This window comes from Streptomyces huasconensis (assembly GCF_021028635.1).
GTDB lineage: Bacteria > Actinomycetota > Actinomycetes > Streptomycetales > Streptomycetaceae > Streptomyces > Streptomyces huasconensis.
Genome location: NZ_CP086119.1, coordinates 3562143 through 3578109, shown reverse-complemented (window position 1 = coordinate 3578109; position 15967 = coordinate 3562143). Strand labels below are relative to the sequence as shown.

23 protein-coding genes and 2 pseudogenes are annotated in these 15967 nt (G+C 65.3%); 21 read left to right on the top strand and 4 right to left on the bottom strand.

The window, feature by feature from the left end; genetic code table 11:
* Positions 1–33 precede the first annotated feature (33 nt).
* The 4 genes from J2N69_RS16105 to J2N69_RS16090 all read right to left on the bottom strand — a co-directional run bounded on the left by J2N69_RS16105 (position 34) and on the right by J2N69_RS16090 (position 1757).
* Positions 34–321 carry a hypothetical protein gene (locus tag J2N69_RS16105; RefSeq protein WP_230901398.1) on the bottom strand — a complete coding sequence of 96 codons (288 nt, stop codon included), beginning with the start codon at positions 319–321 and terminating at the stop codon, positions 34–36.
* A 333-nt stretch (positions 322–654) separates the two neighbouring features.
* Complete coding sequence (locus tag J2N69_RS16100) at positions 655–1092, bottom strand: phage terminase small subunit (protein ID WP_230901397.1); 438 nt, start codon at positions 1090–1092, stop codon at positions 655–657.
* Positions 1092–1271 carry a hypothetical protein gene (locus J2N69_RS16095; protein WP_230901396.1) on the bottom strand — a complete coding sequence of 60 codons (180 nt, stop codon included), beginning with the start codon at positions 1269–1271 and terminating at the stop codon, positions 1092–1094. The genes J2N69_RS16100 and J2N69_RS16095 overlap by 1 nt, the downstream gene beginning before the upstream one ends.
* A gap of 162 nt (positions 1272–1433) precedes the next feature.
* Positions 1434–1757 carry an HNH endonuclease gene (locus J2N69_RS16090; protein WP_230901395.1) on the bottom strand — a complete coding sequence of 108 codons (324 nt, stop codon included), beginning with the start codon at positions 1755–1757 and terminating at the stop codon, positions 1434–1436.
* 586 nt (positions 1758–2343) lie between these two features.
* On the opposite strand from J2N69_RS16090, the gene J2N69_RS16085 reads away from it, so the two are divergent.
* The 21 genes and pseudogenes from J2N69_RS16085 to J2N69_RS36525 all read left to right on the top strand — a co-directional run bounded on the left by J2N69_RS16085 (position 2344) and on the right by J2N69_RS36525 (position 15962).
* Positions 2344–2871 (top strand): hypothetical protein, encoded by a 528-nt coding sequence (locus J2N69_RS16085; RefSeq protein WP_230901394.1) that lies wholly within the window; start codon positions 2344–2346, stop codon positions 2869–2871.
* A 209-nt stretch (positions 2872–3080) separates the two neighbouring features.
* On the top strand, positions 3081–3434 hold the full coding sequence (locus tag J2N69_RS16080) for a hypothetical protein (protein ID WP_230901393.1): 354 nt from the start codon (positions 3081–3083) through the stop codon (positions 3432–3434).
* Positions 3434–4216, top strand: a complete 783-nt coding sequence (locus J2N69_RS16075; protein ID WP_230901392.1) for a PD-(D/E)XK nuclease family protein — start codon at positions 3434–3436, stop codon at positions 4214–4216. The genes J2N69_RS16080 and J2N69_RS16075 overlap by 1 nt, the downstream gene beginning before the upstream one ends.
* Positions 4217–4338: 122 nt before the next feature.
* On the top strand, positions 4339–5133 hold the full coding sequence (locus J2N69_RS16070) for an AAA family ATPase (protein ID WP_230904744.1): 795 nt from the start codon (positions 4339–4341) through the stop codon (positions 5131–5133).
* A 66-nt stretch (positions 5134–5199) separates the two neighbouring features.
* Positions 5200–5538, top strand: coding sequence for a hypothetical protein (locus tag J2N69_RS16065; protein ID WP_230901391.1), 339 nt, complete (start codon positions 5200–5202; stop codon positions 5536–5538).
* Between the two features lie 83 nt (positions 5539–5621).
* Positions 5622–5960 carry an endonuclease VII domain-containing protein gene (locus J2N69_RS16060; RefSeq protein WP_230901390.1) on the top strand — a complete coding sequence of 113 codons (339 nt, stop codon included), beginning with the start codon at positions 5622–5624 and terminating at the stop codon, positions 5958–5960.
* 99 nt (positions 5961–6059) lie between these two features.
* Positions 6060–6284: pseudogene (locus tag J2N69_RS36665) on the top strand (CHC2 zinc finger domain-containing protein); the annotation flags it as partial.
* A 43-nt stretch (positions 6285–6327) separates the two neighbouring features.
* A complete protein-coding gene (locus J2N69_RS16055) occupies positions 6328–7008 on the top strand; it encodes a toprim domain-containing protein (protein ID WP_230901389.1) in 681 nt (226 codons plus the stop codon).
* Between the two features lie 32 nt (positions 7009–7040).
* Complete coding sequence (locus J2N69_RS16050; RefSeq protein ID WP_230901388.1) at positions 7041–7526, top strand: DUF3310 domain-containing protein; 486 nt, start codon at positions 7041–7043, stop codon at positions 7524–7526.
* Positions 7523–8290 carry a metallophosphoesterase family protein gene (locus J2N69_RS16045; RefSeq protein ID WP_230901387.1) on the top strand — a complete coding sequence of 256 codons (768 nt, stop codon included), beginning with the start codon at positions 7523–7525 and terminating at the stop codon, positions 8288–8290. The genes J2N69_RS16050 and J2N69_RS16045 overlap by 4 nt, the downstream gene beginning before the upstream one ends.
* The gene (locus J2N69_RS16040; RefSeq protein WP_230901386.1) at positions 8283–8852 is read left to right on the top strand and encodes a hypothetical protein; all 570 of its coding nucleotides are present in this window, start codon (positions 8283–8285) and stop codon (positions 8850–8852) included. The genes J2N69_RS16045 and J2N69_RS16040 overlap by 8 nt, the downstream gene beginning before the upstream one ends.
* Positions 8849–9067 (top strand): hypothetical protein, encoded by a 219-nt coding sequence (locus J2N69_RS16035; RefSeq protein WP_230901385.1) that lies wholly within the window; start codon positions 8849–8851, stop codon positions 9065–9067. The genes J2N69_RS16040 and J2N69_RS16035 overlap by 4 nt, the downstream gene beginning before the upstream one ends.
* On the top strand, positions 9064–11073 hold the full coding sequence (nrdJ, locus tag J2N69_RS16030) for a ribonucleoside-triphosphate reductase, adenosylcobalamin-dependent (protein WP_230901384.1): 2010 nt from the start codon (positions 9064–9066) through the stop codon (positions 11071–11073). The genes J2N69_RS16035 and nrdJ overlap by 4 nt, the downstream gene beginning before the upstream one ends.
* A gap of 53 nt (positions 11074–11126) precedes the next feature.
* Positions 11127–11654, top strand: a complete 528-nt coding sequence (locus J2N69_RS16025) for a hypothetical protein (protein ID WP_230901383.1) — start codon at positions 11127–11129, stop codon at positions 11652–11654.
* A gap of 82 nt (positions 11655–11736) precedes the next feature.
* On the top strand, positions 11737–12429 hold the full coding sequence (thyX, locus tag J2N69_RS16020) for an FAD-dependent thymidylate synthase (RefSeq protein WP_230901382.1): 693 nt from the start codon (positions 11737–11739) through the stop codon (positions 12427–12429).
* On the top strand, positions 12426–12668 hold the full coding sequence (locus J2N69_RS16015; protein WP_230901381.1) for a hypothetical protein: 243 nt from the start codon (positions 12426–12428) through the stop codon (positions 12666–12668). Before thyX ends, J2N69_RS16015 begins: the two co-directional genes overlap by 4 nt.
* A 14-nt stretch (positions 12669–12682) precedes the next feature.
* Positions 12683–14485 (top strand): DNA polymerase, encoded by a 1803-nt coding sequence (locus J2N69_RS16010; RefSeq protein WP_230901380.1) that lies wholly within the window; start codon positions 12683–12685, stop codon positions 14483–14485.
* Between the two features lie 7 nt (positions 14486–14492).
* Positions 14493–14744, top strand: coding sequence for a hypothetical protein (locus J2N69_RS16005; RefSeq protein WP_230901379.1), 252 nt, complete (start codon positions 14493–14495; stop codon positions 14742–14744).
* On the top strand, positions 14731–14916 hold the full coding sequence (locus J2N69_RS16000; RefSeq protein ID WP_230905027.1) for a hypothetical protein: 186 nt from the start codon (positions 14731–14733) through the stop codon (positions 14914–14916). Before J2N69_RS16005 ends, J2N69_RS16000 begins: the two co-directional genes overlap by 14 nt.
* 19 nt (positions 14917–14935) lie before the next feature.
* A pseudogene (locus J2N69_RS36660) lies at positions 14936–15301 on the top strand (deoxycytidylate deaminase); the annotation flags it as partial.
* A 277-nt stretch (positions 15302–15578) separates the two neighbouring features.
* Positions 15579–15962 carry a cold-shock protein gene (locus J2N69_RS36525; protein WP_055701393.1) on the top strand — a complete coding sequence of 128 codons (384 nt, stop codon included), beginning with the start codon at positions 15579–15581 and terminating at the stop codon, positions 15960–15962.
* Positions 15963–15967: the final 5 nt, after the last annotated feature.

Below are 15967 nucleotides of genomic sequence, written 5' to 3'. Positions count from 1 at the left end.
TGCTTTCGATCCAGTGATGGACCTCGTCGCAAACTACGAAGTGGGCATAGCCCGGCCCCGACAGGAACGTTCCTGCCGGGGCCGGGCAAAGGTTGGCCTCGCCCCCTCCAGGCCGCGGCTGGAGGAGGTAACCGGTTCAATGCGGCCAGGCTTGCCGTCCTTGAACTGGATGATGCCCTTGCCGATGTCGAGCTTGTATTGCTTCTCGGCGGGAGACTCTGCCAACATGCCGCGGATCATGTCGCGGGTATTGGCAGTCTGGTCGAGGGAGGTTGCGGCGATCTGAACGAGGGGGAGGGGTACCCGCTTGCCGACTGGCATTCCGTTCTCGTCGAAGTGAGAGAACCGTGCGGGGCCGATGAATTCGACGATGCAGAGCGCTGCGAGAAGTGGTGTCTTGCCTTAAACCCCAGCCCTTAGCGCGTCGGAGCGCTGCGGACCGGTACAACCACCTCCCGTTCTCGTCGATGGCGTACATCCAGAGGACGAAGCGCAATTGCTCGGGGCTAAATCTCCACGGCTGGCCGGCGTCCTCGCCGTCAGGCTGAACAATGTAGCGCTGGGCCCAGCGGATGATTCCGTAACCGAGGCTCCGCGAGGGGTGCGGGACGCCGGGCGGCATGTTTCCCGTGAGTGGCATCCCTCACCGCCTTCCTACGATTCCGAGAGCATCCTGAAAAGCTCCTCGTCCATGCTTGATGTGCTGGCCTCTTGAGCGGCCTTGGCCGCTTCCTCTCGGGCCTGCTGGTCGAAGTTCATGCGCAGCCGCGCCCTGTCCTCGGTCGTGGCGCCCCATTTGCCGACTCGCTGGCGGATCTCGCCAGCCAGCTTCACGTCCCCCTGGTAGAAGGCGTCCACGAGTCGGGTGGTCAGCTCCAGCTCGGCCCAGTCGGTCTCAAGCCAGTGCTCCGTTTGCGGCGCGGACGCCCAGGTCCGCCAGAAGCGCTTCGCCCCTCCGGTCGTCACTCCGAGCGCCTTCGGCAGGGCCCGGCCCTCACCGGAGGGGAGAGACAGGGAGTGCTCGCCGAGGGCGTGGTCGGTGTTGCGGCGGACGGCGTTCGGCCTCGGGGCCGGCCCTCGTCGCGCGGGCATCAGCGCACCCCCCGCAGGGCCTCCGCGTTGATGCCGTACAGCTCGCCCAACTCCGACAGCTCGAAGAGCGCGTCCTGCTGCCACGACCTCTTCTCCGCGGCCTTGCTCGGCCGGCGGCCGGCCTTGGCCGGTGGGAAGGCACATGTGCAGTCGTCGCACAGGCCGTCGCAGTCAGACACGGGGAACCTCCGAGGGGATGAATGAATGAACTATTGGATGGGCGCAGAGGGCGCCGGATAGGCTCGGCAGCAGCCCGGCCCGGTATGGAGTGGTCGGGCGAGGTCCGGTGCCGCAGTACCACCGGACCGCCGAGAGGCCCCCGATTAGCGCGGGGGCCTCCGTCATGCCCGGTCCTCGAAGTAGGTCTTGCGGCGGTGGCAGCCGCGACAGAGGACCCACAGGTTCGACAGGTCCCAGGTGCCACCCTTGGACACCGGGATCAGGTGATCGACCTCCAGCTCGGACTTCGAGCCGCAGCGCTGGCAGGTGAAGCGGTCGCGGGCCAGGACCAGGGCCCGGCGCTTGTGGAAGTCACCGGGGCGGTTCTGGTTCCTGGGGGAGGTCTTCCAGCCCCTCTTGGGAGGGGCATGTTCCTCACAGCGACCGGAGCGAACAGTCACAGAGGTGCAGCCCACAGACATGCAGATCGACTTGGCTCGGGGCATCGCGGCCTCCCTCCGTGACTCGGTGAGTCGGCGGGATTCGAACCCGCTCTTCCGCCCTTGCGAGGCGGAGTGCACGCCACACACCGCGACTCCAGCGAGGGGCGACCTCGCCTTCACCCGGCATGGTGATCAGCCATGCCGAACTGAATGGGGCAGGCCCCGGCCGGTTACTTGTCTGGCAGCCGGGGCCTGTGTGCTCTCTGGATCTCCACTGGAGAGATCAGACTCAGATCCAGGAGATCAACAGAGAGGGATCTTTGTTCAGACCCCTACGGGTCTGATGCCTCTTAGGTATTACTCAGATTCGTTAGATAGAAGACTTTCGTTCGACCTCGCTTTGCTCGGTCTCACTAAGTATGTAGGCGTTATCGGGTGGCCGAATAACGGCCCCCTGATAAAATGAGACGTGGATCACAGGAATAATCGCGGTGGATCGCGGTAGCTGTCATCCCCACGTAGTCATCATCCGCCTCGGGTAGTACGACCTCATACCGAGAGAGGATGCGAGTTGATTGCGGTCATCCTCGGGTAGTAAGATCGCCACCCGCGACGAAGTCTGAAAGATCACACAGGGAGTAGTACAACCATGGCGAAGCTGCCCACGGACGGCGTCCTCCGCAAGCTGTTCCAGCTCGGTCAGTCAGACCAGGAGATCGCGGACCAGTACGACGTGACGCCCCAGGCGGTCAACAAGCGCCTGGTCAACATGGGGCTGCGGAAGAAGCCGGTGGCGACCCGCGTCATGGAGCAGGTCAAGGCAACCTGGGGCATGGCGCCTCAGAAGGAGAACCGCGTCCCGTACGACAACCGCAACTTCCAGGCCCTCAAGTACCTGCTGCGCAAGAACCTGGGGGACACGCTGTCCGAGCACCAGGAGCGCGTGATCAAGCGCCTCGTCGAGCGCATGGAGCGCGAGCACGTCGTGCTCGTGTACGACCGCGAGCAGCGCGACGGCTGGATCTTCAGACCGCGGCAGTCTGCTGACGGCGACATCGTCGCCCGGTACCCCAAGGGGGTCGAGCTGCCGCCGGCCGACTTCCAGAGGGCGAACACTCTCAAGATCGCGAAGCCGGAGTCCGAGGGCTCCACTGGTGGTGCCGCTGATGATCAATAGCGGCTGACCTGGGGCGAAGGTCCCGTCAGCCACGGACCCAGGTCCCGCCTCTGGAGCCCTCCGGTAGTTACCGGGGGGTTTGCTTTTGCTCTCGAACGTTGGTACTAATGAGATACAGGCCGTTGATTGCGGTAACGCCTGGGGTCCTTCCCAAGTATGACCGCGCATACGCCGCAGGTATGACAGGTACGACGCGATGGGAAGAATCTGTGATTTCGAACCTCCCTGCCCCGGCTTTCCCTGGTACCCGCAAGCGGGACCGGAGGGAACTGGCAGCGGAAGTCCTGACGAGCAACTTCACCCGGCCCGCCAAGGAACTGCTGATGACCGCGGGTGCCCACATCTCCAAACTGACCATCCCCACCGGCCACTACTACGATCTCGTTCTCACCGACCTCGTAACCCCTGAATGCGCAATGTCGGTCAATGCGACATTCGACGCCGAGGGCCTTCCCCGATGGCCTTTGAAAGTCATCGACTGGGAGCGCGTGGAGAACGGCCACCCCTACTTCCCGGACAGCACGTCCATCCAGCTCTTCACCGTCCACCCGGAGGCTTTCTGATGAGCATCGAGACCCAACCCCGCAGCGTGAGCCAGACCGAGCAGTACCTCGACAAGTGCGCGTGGCAGTACTACCTCCAGAGGGTGGAGCGCGTGGTGCCGCGGCCGGCGGCCTGGAGTCACCACGGCACTGCCTTCCACGCTGTCGCCGAAGCCTTCGAGCTGTCGGATCGGACCATGGGCGAGGACGAGGCCGTGCAGCTCTTCTCCGACCGGTACAGCGCCCTGATCAACAAGGCCCTGGCAATCGAGCCGGACACCGACCTGTGGCTGGCCGCCGGGTACAAGGGCGGGGAGGATATCGAGAGGCGCTACCGGCTCGGGCAGCAGCAGGTGCAGCACTACGTCACCACCTGGGCCAAGGAGAACCCCACCACGACGTGGAAGACCCCGGACGGCACTCCGGGCCTGGAGCTGTACTTCCTCGTCGAGCTGGGCGGCGTGCAGGTGCGCGGCTACATCGACCAGCTCGTGGACGACGGCGACGGCGAGGTGCGGCCGAGGGACTGGAAGACGGGGTCTACCAAGAGCCGGTTCCAGCTCCACACGTACGGGATCGCGGTGCGCAAGCTCTACGGGGTGGAGGTCAACAAGGCGGACTGGTACCTGGCCAAGGACGGCCGACTGTCCCGCCCGCTGAAGCTCGACGGCGTCCAGGAGGAAGAGGTGGCGGAGCGGTTCGCCACGATGGACGCAGGCGTGAAGCGTGGCGACTTCCCGCCGAGCCCAGGCTTCGGCTGCCGATTTTGTGACGTAAGCCATGCCTGTTCCTTTAGGCAATAAGTTGATTGCGGTAAGGCAGTCGCGTACAGTTGAAAATGTGAGAGGGGCCCGCACTCGGCGGGCATTTTCTTGGACCGGAAAGTTGATCGCGGTAAATGTACTCACTGAGTCAGAGCGTGAGGATGAAGGGTGCGGCCGGCGAGCCGCTTCCCTCGCCCTTCAAGGGGCTGACCAAGCTGGAGGCCGAGTTCCGCCGGGGCGAGTTGTCCGTCGTTGCGGCGGCCGGCGGCACCGGCAAGTCGATCCTCGCCATCAATCTCGCCATCCAGTCCAACGTGCCGACCCTCTACTTTTCGGCCGACTCCACGGCCGCCACGCAGCTCAGCAGGGCCACGGCGATCCTGACGGGGCACGACGCGAAGCGGGTCAAGTCCAAGCTGCACGCCGACGACTTCGGCGAGTACGAGACCGTCCTCGCGAGCCGTTGGTGGCAGAGGTTCAACTACTCGGCGCGACCGAGCCCGGCAGAGCTTGAACTGCACCTCAACACCTACGAGGCGGTGTTCGGCATCTACCCCCACTTGGTGGTGATCGACAACATCACCAACGTGGACGCCGGCGGCAGCGGCACCGCGGACGAGTACACGTTCGGCCTGGAAGGGCTCTGCGACTACCTCAATGAGATGGCGCGCGAGACGCACGCCCACGTCATGGCGATGCATCACGTCATCGGCGACTACTCGGACGGCCTCAAGCCCATCCCGCAGTCCGGCCTCAAAGGCAAGATTTCCCGCGTGCCGTCGCTGATCCTCACCATCCACAAGGAGATCGACGGCATGGACGGCAGGACGCTGCACGTGAGTCCGGTGAAGAACCGCTCGGGCTTCGAGGACAGCAGCGGCGAGACGTTCGCCTCGCTCGACTTCAACACGTCCAACATGCGGCTGACCGACATCGAAACCGACATCGAGTTCTAAGTCACACCCAAAAAGTTGATCGCGGTAATGCGGTCAGGTAAACTAGAAGTAGAAGGGCCAGCAGAAATGACCTCCGACATCAACCGCCCCGGTTACAACTACTCCACCGAGGTCACCAGCGCACTGACCGACCGATTCCCGGAACTGAACGCCAAGGCCCTCAAGAAGCTCGACCAGCCGACCATGGCCGTCATCGAGTTCATCCCCGGCCACACCATCTCGTTCCGTCGGCTGGTCCGCGATCTGCGCGGCGTCAAGGGTCAGGTCGTCACGGTCCACCCGACTCGGCAGGGCAAGCGGTGGGTCGAGCTGGTCGACGCGGCCGAGGTCTCGGCCCTGGCTCGGACGCTGGACGACCTGGTGGAGGACGCCCGCGCCCGCAAGGCGGTCAAGGCCACGGGATGAGTCGGCCCAGGAAGGGATTTCGCACCTGCGCGAAGTGCGAACGGAACCGGGCGGAGAAGTTCTTCACCTCTTCGCGTGGACGTGTGTGCGCCTCCTGCCGCAAGAAGGCCCGGAGCAAGGCCAGCCACTCGGCGAGGGTCCAGGCGACGTACGGACTCGGTCCGGGCGAGTACGACGAGTTGTTCCGGCACCAGGGCGGGAAGTGCGCCATCTGCGGCGGGACGCGCAAGCAGCGCCTGTCCGTCGACCACTGCCACAAGACGAACCTGGTCCGCGGCCTTCTGTGCCGGATGTGCAACGGACGGCTGCTGACGGCAGCCAGGGACCGCCCGGAAGTCCTCCGGGCCGCCGCCAACTACCTCGAAGACCCCCCAGCGCAGCGTTACTTGGGGCTGCGTTTCTACCAAGGCAAGGACTCATGAGCGACAGCAAGACGACCCAGGCCCTCTCCAGCTACCGGGAATGGCTCGGGAACCGCCGGTACATGGAGAGCGCGTACCGCCGCTACGACTTCCCTGTTCATGTCCGGAAGGTTGATCGCGGTAACTCGGAGGGCGGTCATGGCCGAGCCTGCGGCTAAGCCCTCGATCGTCGCCGTCCTGCGCCACTACCACCCCGAGTGGTCCGCCCCGGCGAGGCGGCCCGGCTGGGTCAAGTGCCTCTGCCCCTTTCATGCGGAAGACAGGCCCTCGGCCTCCATCAACTTCGAGAAGGACCGGGTGAACTGCTTCGCCTGCGACCTCTCCCTCGACTCCATCGACGTAATCCAGCGGGAGGAAGGACTTCGGTTTGTCGAAGCTCAGCGCTTCGCAGAGGGCCGATTTGATAGCGGCAGCCAAGCAGTACAGCGGCCAGTACGAGGGAAGCCCCGCCGAGGAGTTGATCGTCGACCGCGGTTTGGGCGAGCTGGCGGGGAAGCTGGGACTCGGCTTCGTTTCGGAGCCGGTGGTGGGCCATGAGCGGTACCGGAACCACCTCGCGATCCCGTACCTCCGACCGGCCGGTGGCCAGTACGCCGTTGCCACGCTCCGGTTCCGGCGCATCGACAGCGTCCTCACTGCGGGCGCGGCGAACCTGGACGAGTTCGAAGACTCCCTCGGGGGCGCGAAGTACCTGAGCCTCCCCGGCCACAGCCCGCTCCTGTTCAACACCGTCGCGCTGCTGACGCACCTGCCGTACGTGGCTCTGTGCGAAGGGGAGCTGGACGCCATGGCCTCTGAGGCGGCCGGGGTGCCGGCCGTAGGTCTGCCGGGCGTCTCCTCCTGGCGGGATCACTTCGCCCCCGCGTTCTGGGGCTTCGAGACCGTCTTCGTCATCGGGGACGGGGACACGGCCGGCCGCCAGTTCACGCACAAGATGTGCGAGCGCCTGCCCAACGGCAAGCCCATCGATTTGGGCGACGGCTACGACGTTAATTCATTCATTCAGCAGCACGGATACGACGCATACCGCGGAAAGTTGGGCCTCTGATGGAGAAGTTCCAGATCGGCGACAGGGTTCGAGTGCACGTCGTAAACGGCCAGTTGGCAACCTTCCTCTACAACCAGCGGGTGGGCGAGCTGACCAACATCTACGAGGGCGGCCCCTACCCCTACGAGGTGCAGTTCGAGAAGGTCGGCCGCTTGTGCTTCGCCGCGGACGAGCTGGAGCACTACAAGCCCCTCACTCCGGGGCGGCGGCTCCTCAACGAGACCAAGGGCCTGGCGTACGGCGTCAACGCCCAGGAGGCGCAGAAGGTCATGAAGGCCGCCTTCACGTCTGCCCAGAAAGTTGATCGCGGTAACACTGCTGTGGAGCACCCCTCCCACTACACCAGCCACCCGTCCGGCGTCGAGTGCATCGAGATCACCAAGCACATGAACTTCGCACTCGGCAATGCCATCAAGTACCTCTGGCGCGCAGGGCTCAAGGGTGACGCGATCCAGGACCTGGAAAAGGCCCGCCAGTACATCGATATCGAGATCCAGCGTCTCAAGGAGACCGCGTGAAGACCTTCGTGTTCATCAGCGATCTCCAGATGCCTTACCACGACCGGAAGGCGTGGAAGGCCGTCCTCAACTTCATCGCCGACACCCAGCCGGACGAGGTGGTGAACATCGGTGACGTGACCGACTACCCGCAGCCCAGCCGCTGGACGAAGGGGTCGAAAGCGGAGTTCGAGGGCGGGGCCCTCAAGGACGCGGCCTACACCCGCCGCTACTACTGCGACCAGCTCAGGGCCGTCCATGACGGGCCGTCGAGCCTCCTCGGGTCCAACCACGGCATGAGGCCGGGCCAGTACTTCGCCAAGAACAACCCAGCACTCATGGACGACGAGCACCCCAACCCGTTCACGGAAGACAAGCTCCTCCACCTGGACGAGTACGGGATCGACTTCTACGAGGACTTCTACGACTTCGCACCCGGCTGGACCGCCACCCACGGACACCTCGGCTTCAGCCTGAGCCGCTACGCCGGCGGCACGGCAATGGGAGCTGCCCGCAAGATCGGCAAGTCCGTCGTCTGCGGCCACACTCACCGTGCCGGGATCATCTCCGAAAGCCGGGGCTACAAGGGGAAGGTCGAGACCCTGACGGGCCTGGAAATCGGAAACCTCATGGACATGAAGCAGGCCAAGTACCTGAAGCACGGCGCGGGGAACTGGCAGCAGGCGTTCGGCATCGTACGGGTGAGCGGCCCCAAGGTGTTCCCCGAACTCGTGATGATCAGCAACGCCACCTTCGTCGTGAATGGAGAAAAGTACAGTGCCTGACTCCATCGAACTCGACTGGGCATACCTCTCCAACCTGGCCGACAGGGTCGCGTACAGCATTGCCCAGAAATGGAGCATCGTCGAAAAGGACGACGTGAAGCAAGAAATCCTGCTTCACGCCTACGAGCACCGACCTGCCATCGAAGCCAACTACGGCAACGAAGACTTCCTCTGGAAGATATTCAACAAGGCCGGAACCCAGTACGCGAGCCGGGAACGCAACTACTACGACCTCCAGGACGACACGTACTACTACACCCCGGACGAGGCCAAAGCCGCGCTGCGCACGTTCCTCTACACCGACGACGAACTCGGCCAGATGGTCGGCAAGAAGGATGACCTCCTTGCCTCCCGCGTCACCGACAACCTCGTCTCGGCCCGACTCGACGCCGCGGCGTCCCTGAAGAAGCTGCCCGAGCGTTACCAGCAGCTCCTGATGAAGCGGTTCGTCTACGGGGTGCCCATCGCCGAGCAGAGCGACCGCATGGCGCTGTCGCGGGCGATCGTCGCCCTCGCGCAGCAGATGAACCGCACCATCCGAACCCAGAAGGTTGCCGCGTGATCGAGACCGTCAAGACCTACCGCCGTGATGTCCCCGGACAGAGCCCGATCCAGATCAAGGTCGTCTACGACCACAACCCCAACAGTGCGACCTACCTGGGCTATTGGGACGCCGACGGCGACCCGCGCGAGATGAACCTCACCCCCCACGACCTCAGCGCACTGCTTTCCATGCTGCACGCAGCCGACTTCGCCAAGGAACAGGAGACTGAATGACCTTTCCCACCGACACTGCCAAGACTGTCTACGAGCGGACCTACTCCCGCAGGAAGCCGACCGGCGAGCACGAAACCTGGCCAGAGACGGTACGCCGCGTGGTCGACGGCAATCTCGCCCTCGTCGAGCCCCGCTACATCGCCGAGGGAGAGCGAGACCGGCTCATCGAGCTGATGGAGACCTTCAAGATCCTTCCGGCCGGCCGCCATTTGAAGTCCAGCGGCGTATCGGACTACGCGCTCAACAACTGCTGGGCCGCTGGCTGGGACCACACCCGACCGGAGAAGCACTTCACGTTCGTCCTGTTGCGTTTGGCGGAGGGCGGCGGGGTCGGCTCGAACTACTCGAACCGCTACCTCGCCGACTTCCCGACCGTCGCCAGCCCGGTCACGGTCCACATCGTGTGCGACCCCGAGCACCAGGACCACGATGAGCTGAAGGCCGCCGGCCTGCTGTCGGAGACCTACAGCCACGAGTGGGCCGGCGCCTACGCCGTGGAGGACTCCCGTCAGGGCTGGGCCGCTGCCCTCGGAGACCTGATCAAGACGGCGCACGACCCCGACACCCGGCACGAGCACCGCGTGTACGACGTGTCTCGTGTTCGCCCGAAGGGAGCGCCGCTGAAGAGCTTCGGCGGCACGGCATCCGGCCCGGCCCCCTTCGCGGAACTGCTCGTGAACACGGGCAAGGTGCTCTTCGACGCGGTGGGTCGGCCGCTCACCGGCCGGGACGCCATGCTCATTGACCACGAGACGGCCCGCTGCATCGTGAGCGGCGGCGTCCGCCGGTCGGCCCGCATGAGCATCATGGCCTGGGATGACCCGCAGATCGAATGGTTCCTCCAGTGCAAGGCCGACTCCGAGCAGTCGATGTGGACGACGAACATCTCGGTGGAAGTGGACGGGCGGTTCTTCGAGCTGCTGCACAAGATGAGCAGCCCGAGTTACCCGATCCTCCGGAAGATCGCCGAAGGTGCGCGGACGACGGGGGAGCCGGGCTTCTGGAACTCGGCCAAGACCGCGGAAGGGGAGGTCGACGGCACGTTCACGGTCAACCCCTGTGGGGAGGCGACACTTACCGCGTGGGAGCCGTGCTGCCTCGGGAACATCAACCTCGGGGCGTATGTCGACCGGTCCGGGATCGTCGACTGGGACGGGCTTCACGAGGCGCACTACCTCATGACCCGGTACCTGATCCGAGCGACGATGGCGCCGGTCGCCGACAAGCGGTCGGAGGAGGCGATCCGGCGATACCACCGCATCGGCGTCGGGCACTTGGCCTTCGCCGACTTCCTCGCCAAGCAGGGGATTCTGTACACGGAGGCCCCCGAGGACCGGCTGATCCAGGCGGCCCTGAAGAACCTGGCCGGCGTCGTCGACAAGGCCGCTGACGAGTACTCGAACGAGCTGCGCATACCGCGACCGATCAAGACGCGGGTGATCGCGCCGACCGGCACCACCAGCAAGCTCGCCGGTGCCTCCGGGGAGGGCATCCACGCGCCGTTCGCGACGTACTTCCTCCGCCGCATCCGGTTCTCGATGGTCGAGCCGTCCGAGGTTGCCCAGGTGGAGGAGTACCGGCGGAAGGGGTACAAGGTCGAGCCCTGCATCTACGCGGCGAACACGGCCGTCGTGGAGATCCCGACCAAGGACCCGCTGCTGGATGAGGTACTGGACCCGTCGTACGTACAGCACGCTGGGCAGCTCTCACTCCGGGACATGCTCGCGGTGCAGCGGCTCTACCAGGAGTGCTGGGCGGACCAGGCCGTGTCGTACACGGCGTCCATCGACCCCCAGCGGTACTCGACGGAGGACGTGGAGACCGTCCTTCGGGAGTTCATGGGCGATCTGAAGGGGAGCACGCTCTTCCCGGAGTTCAGCCGGGGCCAGGCGCCGTACGAGCGGCTGACGAGGGAGGAGTACGAGGCGGCAGTCGAGGCCCTGGGCATCGAGACGGCGGATACCTCGTACGACGAGATTTGCGCCTCTGGCGCTTGTCCCGTGTGACCCTTTGCGCCACCTAGAAAGTTGATTGCGGTACAGCACGTAAGGAGAACGCCATGAGCGACGACCCGTTCGCCGATACGTCCCCGTGGGACGAGCCCAACGAGACCCCCGCTACCGAGACCCCCAAGGAGTCGCCCGTGACCACTGCCCCCACCGCCATGAACCCCTTCAAGATCGGCCTCACCTTCAAGGCCGCGAGCGGCTTCGACGCCGAGTGGATCACCCCCACCGTCTACGGCGGTAGCGCTGACGAGGTCGCCCGCCGCACCGTCGAGCTGATCGGCGCGCTCAAGGAGCACGGCGTCATCGAGCTGGCCAGCAAGGCGGCCGAGTACACCCGCGGCCAGTACAAGGGTGCCCCCTCGACCGCGAAGGCGGCCCCCAAGCGCTTCGAGGGCGGCAAGGTCGTGACGCAGGACGGCGGCGCCCCGGAGGTCGTCAACGACGACTGCCCGCACGGCCGCAAGCACTTCGCCAAGGACACCTGGGAGGCGATGTTCTGCACCGCGCGGGACCGGGCCGACCAGTGCCCGCCGGCCTTCAAGGACAAGAAGACCGGGAAGTACGTCGTCAAGAGCTGATGAATGAATTATTCGTCTCGTAAAAGTTGATTGCGGTAAGGGGGTCGGCAGTGCCGGCCCCCTGCCCCTCCCGAAGGACTTCATGAGCATCGAGTTCCGCTCCAACATGGCCGTCGAGCTGATCGACGCCATGGGCGACGACGACAGCGTTGCCCGCGCCGCCCGCGTCTCCTCCGGCACCACCGGAACCCCGGAGAAGAACCGGGGCCTGATCAACATGCTGATGCGCGACCGGCACGGCAGCCCCTTCGAGGCCGTCACCCTCCAGTTCCGCATCGAGTGCCCCGTCTTCGTCGCCCGCGAGTTCTTCCGGCACCGCATCGCCTCGTACAACGAGGTCTCGGGCCGGTACCAGGTGATGAAGCCCGTCTTCTACGTGCCCGCCGAAGGCCGGCCGCTCCAGCAGACCGGCAAGCCCGGCGCCTACCGCTTCGAGCCCGGCACCCCCGAGCAGCACAGCCTCACGGTCACCGCGCACAAGTCGGCCGCGGCCTGGTCCTGGGAGCACTACGAGTGGCTACTGAAGGAAGGCGTCGCCCGTGAAGTCGCCCGCAACGTACTGCCGTTGAGCCTCTACACGAGCTTTTACGTGACCCTCAACCTGCGGTCGCTCCTCAACCTGCTCTCTCTGCGCTGGGCGCACCCCGAAAGCACCGTCCCGACCTTCCCCCTCAAGGAGATCGAGGACATCGCCAAGCAGCTCGACGAGCACGCCCGATTCGTCGCTCCTGCCGCCATGACCGCCTTCGATACCCACGGACGTGTTGCCCCATGACCGAGATCCGCGAGCACCGAGGCGTGCTCTACCCCGAGGCCACCGCCCGCCCGACGATCTCCCGCCACGGCGAACGCACGGTGACCGTCGAGGCCACCTTCCGCCAGGAGCCGGACTACTCCACCACCGAAGTCCTCCACCTGAGCCGGGCCGCAGCACTGGCGCTGATCCGCGACACCGCCAAGGCCCTGGACGCCCACCTGGCCGACACCGTCACGCAGTACCTCGCCGAGGAGTAAGAGAGGAGGTCTCCTTGCGGCTCATCGAGTACCCGATCAAGGGTCAGACGGTTCGCATCCACGTCGTTGAGAACGAGGACGACCTTCCCGACTTCGAGTCCTTCGTCCTGACCAACCAGGACTTGCTTGCCCACGACTGCGAGACGACCGGGCTGGACTGGTGGAACGCCTCCCTGGGCACCTTCCGGGCCCGGCTGTGGCAGTTCGGCACCGGGCGGGAGTCGTTCGTCGTCCCCGTCGAGAAGGGTGGCGCCTTCCGCGACGCGGTCCGATGGGCGCTCCGGACGGCGTACCGGCTCATCGCGCACAACGGCACCTATGACCTGCACGTCGCCGAGCAGTGTCTCGGCGTGCCGATGGAGGAGCTGGCACCTAAGAGCTGGGACACCAAGCTGCTGGCCCACCTGGTCGACCCTCGCGCGGTCAAGGAGGGCGGTCCCGGCCTGGCCCTGGAGGAGCTGACCAAGCACTACATCTGCGAGGCGGTAGCGGCCGAGGTCAAGGGCTCCATGGCGGTCATCGCCAAGGAGTTGAAGGTCAAGAAGTCGGAGGTGTGGCCGGCCGTCCCGATCGACCACTACGGCTTCACGCTGTACGCCGGGATGGACCCCATCCTCGCGTACCGGCTGTTCAAGATCCTCAAGCCGAAGGTGCCGGCCCGCAGCAGGAAGCGCGGGCTCGTCTCCTGGGAACACCGGCTCGCGCACATCACGGCGAAGATCGAGCGCCGGGGATACCTGCTCGACCGGGAGTACGCGCAGGCGAAGTCTGAGGAGCTGCGCGAGCAGCAGCGCAAGTGGGAAGAGGTCGCCCGCCGCGAAGGCGTCGAGAACGTCAACGCCAACGCGCAGATCATCGCCGCTCTCCAGGAGCGGGGCATCAAGCTCACAAAGAAGACCAAGAAGGGGAACATATGCGTCGATGACGAGGTGCTGTCCTCGATCGGCATACCGCTGACCGAGGCCATCATCCAGGCCAAGAAGGCGAAGAAGTGGCGGGCCACCTGGTTCGACCGGGCACTCGGGGGCCAGGACGCCGAAGGCCGGGTGCACGCCAGCATCAACAGTTGCCTGGCCAGGACGGCGCGCATGAGCATCACGGGCGCCATCCCCGCCCAGACCCTCCCGGCAGGCGACAGCTACGTACGGCACTGCTTCCTCGCGGAGCCGGGCCACGTCACCGTGTCGTCCGACTACGGAAACATGGAGCTGCGGGTACTCGCCGCGTTCTCCGGCGACCCGACCATGCTGGACGCCTTCCATCGCGGCCTGGACTTGCACCAGATCACCGCGGACGCCGCAGGCGTCGACCGCAAGGCCGGCAAGGGCACCAACTTCACGGTGTGCTTCGGCGGCGGCTGGAAGGCCATCGTCGAGCAGTACGGCGTGTCCGAGACCGAGGCGAAGAAGGCCGTCAAGGCGTTCTGGGAGACCTACCCCGGCGTGAAGCGCCTGGCCGACCGGCTTCAGCGTGAGGCCCGGCGAACCGGCTACATCTACACCGGCACCGGCCGGCGCCTGCCAGTGGACCGCGACCGCGTCTACGCCGCCCTCAACTACTTCATCCAGTCCACCAGCCGTGACATCACGGCCCGTGCCCTGATCGAACTCGACCGGGCCGGATACACCGAGTATGTCCGCCTCCCTATCCACGATGAGCTGGTCTTCAGCTTCCCCAAGGAGCGGGCCGCCGAGCTGGCCGAGAAGACCGCGCGAATCATGGAGATGACCGTCCGGGGCCTCCTTGTCCCCGTGGACGCCGAGATCGGCGAGCGGTCGTGGGGGAGCGTCCTCGACCTCGAAGCAAGCAAGCACTAGGAGCCCCATGACCGAAGACAACAACGCCTTTGACGAGCTGGTTTCCAACATCGAGACGGAGTTCAACCAGGCCCTCATCGAGAAGCGCGGCTCGATCACGCTGATGCTCGCGCGCATCGCCGGAACGATCTACACCGAGGCCGTCTCCCACGGCGTGCCGCACTCGCTGGCACAGGACATGGCTCAGGACTACTGGATCAAGGAAATGCATCCGGGAGTCGTGGTCCTCGAAGAAGGCGAGGGCGATGCCGACCACTGAGTACGACCTTGACTGCTACCTGCACAACCGGCTCTCGAACTTCAGCACGGAAGAGCTTGAAGGTCTGGCCTCGCTCATCCACTGGGGCCTCGAAGGCGACCGCACGCTGGCTTACGAGCTGGAACAGGAGATCACCGAGGAACTTCGCGCCCGAGAGGGCACCGCGATTTGAGCGGCCAGATTGGGATGACTACTTCCTTGGCATTGCACAGGCGGTTGCGCGACGGGGGGATTGCATACGTTCCAGGGTGGGAGCAGTTCTGGTATCTCCGGACCGGCGTATCGCGGCCACGGGGTACAACGGGACAGCCCCCGGCGAGGAATCGTGTCTTGCTGGCGGGTGCGTTCGTTGCCTGTCGGACGCTCCGTCTGGAACGGACTACGGCGCCTGCATCGAGACACACGCGGAGGCTAACTGCCTCCTGTATGCGTCCTGGCCGGATTGCCAGAAAGCGACCCTCTACGTCACCCGCGCCCCCTGCAAGGACTGCTCGAAGCTGATCCGCTCATCTGGCATTGCCCTGGTCATCTGGCCCGAGGGCCGCTGGGCTCTGTAACCTCTCCACGACCCCCTCTCGCATCCACCGCGAGAGGGGGTCGTTCCTGTATTACCTTGCATGGCGCTTCCAGAAGTGTGCTGAGATGTCTCCAGCCTCCTCGCCCCCCGAGCGAGCATGTCCGCCGTTCGTCAGCCAGGTTTGGCCGACGGGCGTGGGTGGTCTTGACGTTGGGTAAGGAGCTGGGGAGTCTTCAAGGCAACGGCAGGCACAAGCGCTAGGTAGCCTGACCTGCGACAACAGTGGTTCGGCTGACGGGTGAGATGGGGTGCGTGCTTTGCCTACCGGCAAGGTCAAGTGGTTCAACAGCGAGAAGGGCTTCGGCTTTCTCTCCCGCGACGACGGCGGCGACGTCTTCGTGCACTCCTCCGTACTGCCCGCCGGCGTCGACACACTCAAGCCCGGCCAGCGCGTGGAATTCGGTGTGGTCGCGGGGCAGCGGGGCGACCAGGCACTCTCCGTCACGATTCTCGACCCGACCCCGTCGGTCGCGGCCGCGCAGCGCCGCAAGCCGGACGAACTGGCGTCGATCGTCCAGGACCTGACGACACTTCTGGAGAACATCACCCCGATGCTGGAGAAGGGCCGCTACCCCGACAAGGCCTCGGGCGCGAAGATCGCGGGCCTGCTGCGCGCGGTCGCCGACCAGCTGGACGTCTAGCCGCA